This window comes from Candidatus Pelagibacter communis (genome assembly GCF_001179965.1).
Lineage (GTDB): Bacteria > Pseudomonadota > Alphaproteobacteria > Pelagibacterales > Pelagibacteraceae > Pelagibacter.
The window spans coordinates 1-652 of record NZ_CVSH01000063.1 but is presented as its reverse complement, the minus strand read 5'-3'; the positions used below and the strand labels follow the sequence as shown (position 1 = coordinate 652).

Sequence of the window (652 nt, the reverse complement as noted above, 5' to 3'; positions counted from 1 at the left end):
TGAACCCATATATTTTTTAAATTAAACTATTGACATTTAAAATCACTTAATATATTACTAATGATAATTAATTGTTATCAATAGTAATTATATGAATGAACTGACAACAGACCTAAAAACGCTTCATGAGAAAACTTTAAATAACCTTAAAAGCTCTAAGGCAAAGAATACTTTAAGAGCTTATAAATCTGATTTTAAAGACTTCGGAGCTTTTTGTGCAAAGCATGGATTTAATTCATTACCAACAGAGCCAAAAATAGTTTCCTTATACCTGACCCATCTCTCTAAAAACTCAAAAATAAGCACTTTAAGACGAAGATTAGTTTCAATAAGTATGGTTCATAGGCTTAAAGGGCATTATCTAGACACAAAACATCCAATCATCGTTGAAAATTTAATGGGAATAAGAAGGGTCAAAGGAAGTATTCAGAAAGGCAAAAAACCTATATTAATCAATCATTTAAAATCAATTATTAATGTAATAAATGAACAAAAAACTGAGGAAATAAAAAAACTTAGAGACAAATCAATAATCTTAATTGGCTTTGGAGGAGGCTTTAGAAGAACCGAGCTCATTTCAATTGATCATGAGGATTTAGAATTTGTTCCTGAGGGTCTAAAAATCACTATTAAAAGGTCAAAAACTGACCAA

General features: G+C 28.8%; 1 protein-coding gene. It reads left to right on the top strand.

Annotated features, from left to right (window positions below; all coding sequences use genetic code 11):
• Nucleotides 1–91 precede the first annotated feature (91 nt).
• The coding region (locus AMN73_RS04360) for a site-specific integrase (RefSeq protein WP_256997846.1) at nt 92–652 on the top strand (561 nt) is incomplete at its 3' end.